General features: G+C 60.4%; 9 protein-coding genes and 2 pseudogenes. 2 read left to right on the plus strand and 9 right to left on the minus strand.

Annotation, left to right across the window (positions count from 1 at the left end; all coding sequences use genetic code 11):
• From B0W55_RS31315 to B0W55_RS27010, 5 genes and pseudogenes are all read right to left on the minus strand, one after another.
• Positions 1-199, minus strand: a pseudogene (locus B0W55_RS31315) (hypothetical protein); the annotation flags it as partial.
• A 432-nt stretch (positions 200-631) separates the two neighbouring features.
• Positions 632-865: a hypothetical protein gene (locus B0W55_RS26995; protein ID WP_077048961.1), complete on the minus strand. Its 234-nt coding sequence runs from the start codon at positions 863-865 to the stop codon at positions 632-634.
• Positions 866-1,022: 157 nt separating this feature from the next.
• Positions 1,023-1,232: a hypothetical protein gene (locus tag B0W55_RS27000; protein WP_256576403.1), complete on the minus strand. Its 210-nt coding sequence runs from the start codon at positions 1,230-1,232 to the stop codon at positions 1,023-1,025.
• A gap of 99 nt (positions 1,233-1,331) precedes the next feature.
• The gene (locus B0W55_RS27005) at positions 1,332-1,526 is read right to left on the minus strand and encodes a hypothetical protein (protein ID WP_077048969.1); all 195 of its coding nucleotides are present in this window, start codon (positions 1,524-1,526) and stop codon (positions 1,332-1,334) included.
• A gap of 728 nt (positions 1,527-2,254) precedes the next feature.
• Positions 2,255-5,278 (minus strand): FAD-binding and (Fe-S)-binding domain-containing protein, encoded by a 3,024-nt coding sequence (locus tag B0W55_RS27010; RefSeq protein ID WP_077048963.1) that lies wholly within the window; start codon positions 5,276-5,278, stop codon positions 2,255-2,257.
• 159 nt (positions 5,279-5,437) lie between these two features.
• On the opposite strand from B0W55_RS27010, the gene B0W55_RS27015 reads away from it, so the two are divergent.
• Both B0W55_RS27015 and B0W55_RS27020 read left to right on the plus strand, forming a co-directional pair.
• Positions 5,438-6,322, plus strand: a complete 885-nt coding sequence (locus B0W55_RS27015; protein WP_077048964.1) for a LysR substrate-binding domain-containing protein — start codon at positions 5,438-5,440, stop codon at positions 6,320-6,322.
• 181 nt (positions 6,323-6,503) lie between these two features.
• The gene (locus tag B0W55_RS27020; protein WP_077048965.1) at positions 6,504-7,064 is read left to right on the plus strand and encodes a hypothetical protein; all 561 of its coding nucleotides are present in this window, start codon (positions 6,504-6,506) and stop codon (positions 7,062-7,064) included.
• Positions 7,065-7,181: 117 nt separating this feature from the next.
• On the opposite strand, the gene B0W55_RS27025 is transcribed toward B0W55_RS27020, so the two are convergent.
• From B0W55_RS27025 to B0W55_RS29640, 4 genes and pseudogenes are all read right to left on the minus strand, one after another.
• Positions 7,182-7,640 carry a MarR family winged helix-turn-helix transcriptional regulator gene (locus tag B0W55_RS27025; protein ID WP_077048966.1) on the minus strand — a complete coding sequence of 153 codons (459 nt, stop codon included), beginning with the start codon at positions 7,638-7,640 and terminating at the stop codon, positions 7,182-7,184.
• Positions 7,641-7,798: 158 nt separating this feature from the next.
• On the minus strand, positions 7,799-8,251 hold the full coding sequence (locus tag B0W55_RS27030; RefSeq protein WP_077048967.1) for an Ohr family peroxiredoxin: 453 nt from the start codon (positions 8,249-8,251) through the stop codon (positions 7,799-7,801).
• A 69-nt stretch (positions 8,252-8,320) separates the two neighbouring features.
• Complete coding sequence (locus tag B0W55_RS27035) at positions 8,321-8,773, minus strand: Ohr family peroxiredoxin (protein WP_077048968.1); 453 nt, start codon at positions 8,771-8,773, stop codon at positions 8,321-8,323.
• A gap of 492 nt (positions 8,774-9,265) precedes the next feature.
• Positions 9,266-9,761: pseudogene (locus B0W55_RS29640) on the minus strand (type IV secretion protein Rhs); the annotation flags it as partial.

Here is a 9,761-nt window from a genome sequence, read left to right on the forward strand (position 1 = left end):
CGCCACCACCGTTGCCGCCGCCACCGCCGCCACTTCCGCCGTGGCCACCGCCACCACCGCCACCGCCACTACCGCCATCTCTGGCGTAGGCGCTGGAGTCATGGGAAATCGAATCCGGGACCAGCACGATGGACGCTGACAGCACGCCACCAATGGCCATGGCCAACAAAGCCCGTTTGAACACATGATGAATTTGCATTTTCCGTCTCCTGGTCAATACCGCGAGGAACGCCAAATCAAGTCGGGAAATCGTTATAAATTCTTTTGGCATCCTGTGTGTGGGATTTTTTCCCACGCCTAATAATTAGACCTGTTTGTCCTCAGGTTCAAGCAATGGATGGAAAAGGCGACCGGTGGTTGGCGTGCCGAGCGGTTGGAACGATCAGACGGCGATAGCAGATGTTGCCAGCGAAGCGGCAGCTTCTCGCGTCGCTCAGTGATGGCGCGGCCTGGGGCGATGTGATCGTACTGAGTGTTCCAGGCGCTGGAGCTGGGGCTGGCCAGGACGGACACGCATTTCCTGCCTGGGGTGGCACTGAGGCGGGGGGGCAAACGTCACCGGCTATGCGGCGACCCACAGGTGCGCTCAGGGCGCATGGAGTGAGGCCGAGCTCAAGCAATCGCTGAACCCTTAAGGCACCAGCAGCGCTTCATGGATCTCGATGGAGGGCACGGCCCCTTCCCTGCGCCGGCTGTCGAGCCAGCCCCGGGTTTTGCCGACATCGAAGATCTGCCCCTGCTCCATCAGCGTCAGAATCAGCTCATCGGACACCCGATAACGGCCACACTCCGGACAGTCCCGCTCCTCCCACGGCCCCTGGCACTGAATGCGCTGCGCGGCACCGGCACAGATAAGACAACTCATCGCGATCACCCTTTTTTAGTTGTGCCCCGACGACGCAAGGGGCTGATCAGGCAGAAGATGGGTCGACCGACAAAAACCGCGCAAAGTTCGGGGGGGTGTCGCAGACAGTACGAAGAGGTCGTATTCGTTGATCTGGAAATCGCAGGCTTTGGGGAAGTCAGATCAGCCTGGCGAAAAAAACCATGGCAATGAAGGCCGTAAGAGTGAACGCAGCGCCGATACAGAACGGCAGCAGAAAAGCGCGTGCAACGGTTGGAGGTGGACGGCTCATTTCTTCAGCCACAGCCGCTATTTCACGGCGTAACTGTTCAATCTTGGCTTGATTCGTGGATTGTATAGGCATGTCTGTTTCGTCCTTGTGGGTCACGAGCTAATCCTATGAATGAGCCTTTTGTATCTGGAATTTGGGCCGAGTGGCGGCAAAATTCAAGTATCGCCGGATACATCGACATCGGGAGACCAGCGCTCAAAACCTGGTCCACAGGCCGGCAACGGCGACGACGGCAGTGACCATACCTGTCGCCACTGCGTACGGGTACCAGAAGGCTTCCTGTTTGAATTTGCTTTCTTCTGCCACCAATTTTCGGGATTCGGCGTTGAGTCTGCGAATTTCAATTTGCAGCTTATCGAGTTCAAGATTCTCACGATCATTCTGTCTCATCAGCAATCCTTTGCGACTATGGTGTCTTTCCTGTCCGGTGCTCTGCGGGTAGCCAGCGAAAACAGAAAGCACCGTTCCTGCCATGGTGATGCCTCCTGTTCTGCCCGATCAGTATTTTCTTACCTTCAGTCCCCGGATAGCAGATGACTCTGGTTGAGCTGTAGGCAATGTCCGGTAGCTGTGAGCGACAGATCGGGATGTTATGAATTTATTACCACCACTGTAGGAGCGAGCTTGCTCGCGATGGTCGTCAACGATGGCGCGGGAGGCCTGACACCCCGCGGTGGCCTCAGGTTCATCGCGAGCGAGCTCGCTCCTACAGGGTCCGCGAAAGCCTTTGTAGGAGCGAGCTTGCTCGCGATGGTCGTCAACGATGACGAGGCAGGCCTGACATCCCGCGGTGGCCTCAGGTTCATCGCGAGCGTGCTCGCTCCTACAGGGTCCGCGCAGGCCTTTGTAGGAGCGAGCTTGCTCGCGATGGTCGTCAACGATGACGCGGGAAACCAGATACCCCGCGGGGGCCTCGGGTTCATCGCGAGCTTGCTCGCTCCTACAGAGTCCGCGAAAGCTTTTGTAGGAGCGAGCATGCTCGCGATGGTCGTTAACGATGACGCGGGAAACCAGACACCCAGCGGTGGCCTCGGGTTCATCGCGAGCGAGCTCGCTCCTACAGGGTCCGCGCAGGCCTCTGTGGGAGCGATGACGCGGGAGGCGGGGAATTGCCGCTTTCAGTTGCTGACTATCTGTTCCAGCACAACCTCCAACGGATGGCGCAGTTGTTTGTCGGCCAAGCGCTTCACCTGGCTGCGGCAGGAATACCCCGTTGCCAGAGCTTCCCCCGGCGTATCCAGCTTGCCGGCCCAGGACTGTTCGAAAATGGTCCGCGAGGTGTCCTGGTTGCGGGCTTCGTGGCCGTAGGTGCCGGACATGCCGCAGCAACCGGTCGCTTCCGTCACCAGCTTCAGGCCCAGCCGGGCAAACACGGTTTGCCACTGCGCGGTGCTGGCCGGGACGTTGGTTTTTTCGGTGCAGTGCGCCAGCAAACGGAACGTCCCGGTCCCCGGGCGCGCGCTTTCAGGCAGCGCGTTGATCAGCCACTCCTGCGGCAGCAACACCTCGGGGCAATCACCGATTCCCGGCACTTTCTGATATTCCTGGCGGTAGACCAGGGTCATCGCCGGATCCAGGCCCACCAGCGGCACACCGCAGTCGGCCAGTGTCTTGAGTTGAGTCGCGTTGCGGATGGCGGCCTTGGCGAAAGCACCGAGGAACCCCTGCACATGCAGCGGCTTGCCATTGGCGCTATAGGGCGCCAGGAACACCCGATAGCCCATCTGATGCGCCAACTCAATAAAGCGCGCCAGCAACGGCGTTTCGAAGTAGCGGGTAAACGCGTCCTGCACCAGCACCACGCTACGCTCCCGTTGCGCCGCAGTCAGCTCGCGCAGGGCCGGCACGCTGGCGACGGCGACCTTGCAACGAGTCAGCGTGGTCTGCAAGTCATGGCGATGGATCAGCGGACTGTCGAGCATGCCGACCTGCCGCTCCAGCAGACGGCTCATCCACTTCGAGCCCATCAGCGCGTTGTACAACCTGGGCGCGTAAGCCATGTAAGGAATGGTGAACTCCAGCGAGCCGATCAGGTAGTCACGCAGCGGACGCTGATAACGACCGTGGTACAGCTCAAGAAAACGCGAGCGGAATTCCGGGACATTGACCTTGACCGGGCATTGTCCCGCGCAGGATTTGCAGGCCAGGCAACCGGCCATGGCGTCGTACACCTCATGGGAGAAATCCGCCTCGCCCCGCGAGCGCGCCAGGTTGTTGCGCAACCGCGTTGGCAACCCACTCAACCACGACAACTTGCCCCGGGCCGCTTGCAATACGTCGATATTGGCCGCGCCCTGCAGCCGCAACCACTCGCGAATCAACGACGCCCTGCCCTTGGGCGAATGCTGGCGTTCACGGGTGGCTTTCCACGACGGGCACATGGCGTCGTTGGGGTCGTAGTTGTAGCAAGCGCCGTTGCCGTTGCAGTGCATGGCCGTGCCGAAACTCTGCCAGACGCGCTCGTCGATCTGCCGATCCAGATCGCCGCGCAGCGTCACTTCGTTGACCTTGAGCAAACCCTTAGCGGCCTCCGGCGGAGTGCAGATCTTGCCGGGATTGAGCTGATTGTGCGGGTCGAACGCACCTTTGAGCGACTGCAGCGCCGGGTACAGTTCGCCAAAGAATTCGGGCACGTATTCCGAGCGCAAACCCTTGCCGTGCTCGCCCCACAGCAGCCCGCCGTAACGTCGGGTCAGCTCGGCCACCGCGTCGGAAATCGGCTTGACCAGCGCAGCCTGGGCCGGGTCCTTCATGTCCAGCGCCGGGCGCACGTGCAACACCCCGGCATCGACGTGGCCGAACATGCCATAGGCCAGGTTGTAACTGTCGAGCAAAGCGCGGAATTCGGCGATGTAGTCGGCCAGTTTCTCCGGCGGTACAGCAGTGTCTTCCACGAACGGCTGCGGGCGAACCTCGCCGTCGACGTTGCCCAACAGCCCCACCGAACGCTTGCGCATGGTGTACACCCGGGTCACGGCCTCGGCGCCTTCGGCCAGGGTGTGGCCCAGTCGCTCGAGGGTCTTGTCAGCCTGCAGGTGCGCCACGAAATCCGCCACGCGGGCGTTCACGTCGGCCACATCGTCGCCGCTGAACTCCACCAGATTGATGCCCAGGGTCGGGCGCCCGGCGTCGCTCGGGAAATATTCGGCGACGCTGTGCCAGACGATGTCTTTCATCGCCAGCAGCAGCACCTTGGAGTCCACGGTTTCGATGGACAGCGGCTTGTGCGCCAACAGCGCATTGGCATCGCGCAGCGCATCCATGAAGCTGGCGTAGCGCACGTTCACCAGCACCGAGTACTTGGGGATTGGCAGTACGCTGAGCTTGGCCTCGACGATGTAGCCCAGGGAACCTTCCGCGCCACACAGCACGCTGTTGAGATTGAAACGCCCCTGCTCGTCCCGCAGATGCGCCAGGTCATAACCGGTCAGGCAGCGGTTGAGTCTGGGGAAAATCGACTCGATCAAATCGGCCTGGGTCTCCTGAATCTGCCGCGCCACCCGGTACACATTACCCACCCGGCCGGGCTGTGCGCACGCCTGCTCCAAGGCTTCATCGGAGATTGGCTGGCTGTGCAGACGCTCACCGCCGAGCAGCACGCTGTGCAGTTCCAGAACGTGGTCGCGGGTCTTGCCATAGGTGCAACTGCCCTGTCCGCTGGCGTCGGTGTTGATCATGCCGCCGACGGTGGCGCGGTTGGACGTCGACAGCTCCGGGGCGAAGAACAGTCCATGGGGTTTGAGCGCCGCATTGAGCTGGTCCTTGACCACGCCCGCCTGTACCCGTACCCAGCGTTCGGCGACGTTGATTTCAAGGATGGTGTTCATGTGCCGCGACAGATCGACCACAATGCCGTCGGTCAGCGACTGGCCGTTGGTGCCGGTGCCGCCGCCACGCGGGGTCAGTTTGATCTGGCGAAAGCGCGGTTCGGCCATCAGGCTCGCGATGCGTGCGATGTCGTCCGCGTCCATGGGGAACACCGCCGCTTGCGGCAGGCGCTGGTAAATGGAGTTGTCGGTGGCCAGCACCGTGCGGGTGGCGTAGTCGGCACTGAGCTGGCCGCGAAAGCCGCTGGCGCGCAGGGCTTCAAGGAATTGGGGGTAGTCTGCCGCGAGTGCAACGGTGGGCAACTGAGCGATCATCTCAGGCTGTTCTCTTCTTGGTCTAATCACGGAAAAAATCAAAATACTTGTCGCCTGAGCATTAATGGGTCAGCCTCAGGTCGTCGGCTGCGCCAATGATCCTGCAGGTTGTGGCGACGGACAAACGGATAATCCTGCCGCTATCGATGACTTCTACGAATGAATTACCGTCACCTCACCCCTTCGATGTCGTTGCTGCTGGCCTTCGAAGCCGCCGCCCGTCATGAAAGCTATACCCGCGCCGCCGTGGAGCTGTCGCTGACCCAGAGCGCCGTGAGCCGGCAGGTCCAGGCGCTGGAGCAGCAACTGGGCCTGACCCTGTTTCGCCGTGAAGGCCGACAGGTGCAATTGACCGATGTCGGTCGTCTGTACCAGCGGGAAATGAGCGAAGCCCTGGGGCGTATTCGCAGCGCGACGCTGCAGGCCATGGCCTATCAATCCGGCAGCGGTACCCTGCGCCTGGCCACCCTGCCGACCTTCGGCTCGAAATGGCTGTTGCCGCGCTTGCATGATTTCTACAAAACCCATCCCGGCATGCTGGTGCACATCAATTCGCGGATCGATGCCATCGACTTCGAAACCAGTGGCATCGACGCGGCGATCGTGGTGGGCAATGCCGACTTGCCGGGTCTGATCAGCCATCGCCTGCACACCGAAGAATTGATGGTGATCATTTCGCCCCAAGCGGCCGAAGCCCATGCCAGTTGGACCCCGGAGCACATCAGTGGCCAGACGCTGCTCAACGTCGCCAGCAACGCCAACGTCTGGGGCGAGTGGTTCAGTCACCACGGCCTGCCCCATCGATTGATGCGGCTGGGGCCGAGTTTCGAGCTGACGTCGCACCTGATCCAGGCGGTCAGGGCCGGCATCGGCATCGGCCTGGTGCCGCGCATTCTGGTGAGCGATGAACTGACCAACGGTGAGCTGATCAGCCTCGACCAGCCCTTCGCCAGCCAGCGCAGTTACTACCTGGCCTATCCGCCGCGCAATGAAATGCTGCCGTCCCTCGTAGCGTTCCGGACCTGGCTGCTGGAACAGATATGACCGCCGCCTGAGTCGGATCCTGCGGGAGCGTGGCTTGCCCGCGATAAAAACGTTCTGGCGACGCGGGCATTCAGATGCTCCGCGTTATCGTTGACGACCATCGTGAGCAAGCTCGCTCCTGCAGGGTTGTGGTCTACGCTGAGCAAATCTTCGCAGCCAGCCGAAAGCGGACAGGACGACCATGAGCAACTTCCCCATCGTTGCCACCGTACTCTCGATGATCCTGGGCCTTTCCGTCACCCGCCTGTTGCTGGGTGCGTTGACGGTGTTCCGCATTCGCCGTGCGGCCGCGCCGGATTGGGTCGCGCTGGTGTGGGCGGTCATGCTGTTCGTGACGCAGCTGGATTTCTGGTGGGCAGTCAACTCGCTGCCTCAAGTCAAAGGCACGTTTTCGTTTCTGGAATTCCTGTTGCTGGTGCTGTTGGCGTTGTCGCTTTTTGTCTCGGCGGCCTTGATGCTGCCGAGTCGAAGCGAGGACGAGCAGCATGGGCTGCGCATCTACTTCGAACAGGATGGCCGCTACGCCCTGCTCTCACTGTCGGCTTATCTGTTTCTTGGAATGATCGTGAACATTGTCTTGTTCAAGGCATCGCCGCTGGCGCTGTGGGGTGCGCTGGACGTGGTGATGATTGTGCTGCCGGTGTGCGCGTTTCTGGCGAAGTCGCGCAAGGCGTATTCGCTGATCACGTTGATATATGTGCCCATTACCGTGATCGACACAGCGGTATCACTCGCCAATTAGTTTCGCCCCTGCAGGAGCGAGCTCGCTCGCGATGAATCTCAGACCGCCGCGGGGTGTCAGGTTTCCAGCGTTATCGTTGACGTCCATCGCGAGCGAGCTCGCTCCTACAGTTAAGGGTTATTCGCGGTCTTTGGTGGTACGGATCAGGTTGCTGCGCAACTTGACGATGGCCTTCTGCATTTGCACGAAGTCTTCGGGGTCCAGTCCCGTTTGCGGGAAGCCGTCTTCGGTCAAACCCTCACGCAGTTTTCGCCCTTCCTTGGTCAGGCTGATGCGCACCTGGCGCTCATCTTCCGGGTCGCGCTGGCGCAGCAGATAACCCATGGCTTCGAGCTTCTTCAGGATCGGCGTGAGGGTGTTGGATTCCAGGAACAGTTTTTCCCCGAGGCTGCCCACGGTCTGGTTGTCTTCTTCCCAGAGCGCGACAAGGGTGATGTATTGGGTGTAGGTCAGCCCGAGCCGTTCCAGCATCGGCTTGTACGCCTTGCCGAAGGCCAGGTTGGAGGAATAGACCGCGAAGCACAGGAATTCGGAAAGCTTCAGGTCCAGGGCGGCAGGCTTTTTGCTCGATTTCATGGACATTCTCGGTGGCCAGGGACAGTGGATGGCGAGACCAAACTATACATCGCATGCGATGGTATCGGAAGTGCTCACGCCGCTGTCGGCCCTGTTCTGCGGGCATCGAATCTGTGAAAGCGACAGCCGGTTCCCGGTGGAACCGGCTGTGCGTCGGGTCAGGCAGTGATCACGTTGATGGCGACGTCGATGTTGCCGCGAGTAGCCTTCGAGTACGGGCAGATGGCGTCGGCGGTGTGGGCCAGTTCGGTCGCGATTTCGTGGGACAGACCCGGCACACGCAGGGTCAGTCGAGCCTGCAGGAAGTACTCGGCGCCGGTCTGGCCCAGGTCGACTTCGATGTCGACAGCGGTGTCGGCCGGCAATGTCACTTTGGCCTGTTGAGCCGCCAGCCCCACCGCGGCGATGTAGCACGCCGACCAGGCGCCGGCGAACAGTTGCTCGGCTTTCGGGTGTGGCTGCACGCCGCTGAACACATGGGCAGGAGTGGCGCTGCCGGGCGACGACAGTTCGATGTCGAGGCTGCCGTTATGACCCCGCGAGGTGTTGCCGGCTTTGCTGTGGGTGGTGTGGGTTTTGCCGCTGGCCAGTACTTTTTCGATTTTGCTCATGATGATTGCCTCAGGTTGTCGATGGGTTATTCGTATGCGCTTGTATCGTATGCGAGTTTATTCGTGCTTTTATGCCGTAATCACATTCAGGTCCACGTCGATATTGCCGCGGGTGGCTTTGGAGTAAGGGCAGATGGAATCGGCGATGTGCGCCAGTTCCGTCGCGATATCCTGAGCCAGTCCCGGTACACGCAAGGTCAGGCGTGCCTGAAGAAAGTACGCCGGCCCCGTCTGGCCCAGGTCTACTTCGATGTCGACGGCCATGTCCGCTGGCAGCACGATGTTGCGCTCCTGGGCCACCAGCCCTACGGCGGCGGTGTAGCAGGCCGACCAGGCCCCGGCGAACAATTGCTCGGCTTTCGGGTGCGGCTGGGTGGCGGCGAATACGTGATCTGGCTGGGCAGCGCCTGGCGAGGACAGTGCAATATCCAGGTGACCGTTGTGGCCCCGCAGGCTATGGCCGGCAGCGCTGTGGGTGGTGTGGGTCTTGCCGGTGGCCAGTACTTTTTCGATCTTGCTCATGGGGGCGTCCTCGGTATTTTGTAGGCGCTTACGATTGTATCGTATGCGATGTTTATGGCACTTTAAATCGCTGTGATCCAGTTGTTGCCGTTGTGGCCATGGGCAGCGCGAACGGTGGAGATGGACATTTCAAGTTTGCTTGCAGTGTTCATGGCTGGATCTCCAAACGGTTGAAGTGCTTATTTTGTGTCGCTTTCGATTAGGTCGTATGCGATGGATAAATACTCACGCAAAGCCGTGACGCTGTCAAAGGTTATTTTTCGCTTGGACGACGAATGGTCGATTGTAGGTTTTCAGTATTTTTTTAAATTTCTTCACGATTGTTGAACAGCTATTGGGAGCTCCACGGGGCATCCCGTATCTGGAGGCGGGCCAGAGCATCAAATTTCTTAAAGATTCGGGCTGTCCCTTATGGCACCTATATCGGCTCTAAGTGAGCGGGAAGCGGTAGCACACATTTTTTCAGTTGAGCACGCGAGTCATTCACTGTTTCCGGTGGCGGCGGTGGATCGGGTTGTACGCGTGCTCCACCAACAGCTCGGGCTGGATGCCGGGATTGTGGGGTTGAGAGAGCTTTTCCGCCGGCAAGGTCGAGGCGAACTGGCAGGCCGTGGCGTCGTAGCCGAAGCAACTGGTGAGCTGGCCTTCGGTGTAGGACTTCGCGATTCAGGTCATCGCGTTCCATATCGCTGATAGCTGGCCGTCGAGGTTGAGTTGGTGCAGGTGGCCGATTCGTCGACCCGCTTCAGATGCCCGCCGATGTTGTAGCTGAGGTGCCGGGTCAGGTTATCGATGCGTTTTTCTTCGACCAAGCGGTCGGATGCGTCGTAGGCAAACTGGTAAGCCGCATTGTTTTCTTTAACCAGCGCGGTGAGGCGAATCGCCGGGTCGTATTCGTAACGAATGCGTTGGCCCTTGGCGTCCTGGCGGCTGCTCGGCAGACCACGGGCGGTGCGCAGCAGGCGCGTGGTCTGGCCTTTGCCGTCGG

Source organism: Pseudomonas sp. KK4 (assembly GCF_001984065.1).
Classification (GTDB): domain Bacteria; phylum Pseudomonadota; class Gammaproteobacteria; order Pseudomonadales; family Pseudomonadaceae; genus Aquipseudomonas.

Bases quoted from the DNA above. Each gene is read 5' to 3' on its own strand.
- B0W55_RS27025 (WP_077048966.1), bottom strand. From the start codon at position 7,640: ATGAAATCGAGCAAAAAGCCTGCCGCCCTGGACCTGAAGCTTTCCGAA.
- B0W55_RS27010 (WP_077048963.1), bottom strand. From the start codon at position 5,278: ATGATCGCTCAGTTGCCCACCGTTGCACTCGCGGCAGACTACCCCCAA.
- B0W55_RS27035 (WP_077048968.1), bottom strand. From the start codon at position 8,773: ATGAGCAAGATCGAAAAAGTACTGGCCACCGGCAAGACCCACACCACC.
- B0W55_RS27005 (WP_077048969.1), bottom strand. From the start codon at position 1,526: ATGAGACAGAATGATCGTGAGAATCTTGAACTCGATAAGCTGCAAATT.
- B0W55_RS27030 (WP_077048967.1), bottom strand. From the start codon at position 8,251: ATGAGCAAAATCGAAAAAGTACTGGCCAGCGGCAAAACCCACACCACC.
- B0W55_RS27015 (WP_077048964.1), top strand. From the start codon at position 5,438: ATGAATTACCGTCACCTCACCCCTTCGATGTCGTTGCTGCTGGCCTTC.
- B0W55_RS27020 (WP_077048965.1), top strand. From the start codon at position 6,504: ATGAGCAACTTCCCCATCGTTGCCACCGTACTCTCGATGATCCTGGGC.
- B0W55_RS26995 (WP_077048961.1), bottom strand. From the start codon at position 865: ATGAGTTGTCTTATCTGTGCCGGTGCCGCGCAGCGCATTCAGTGCCAG.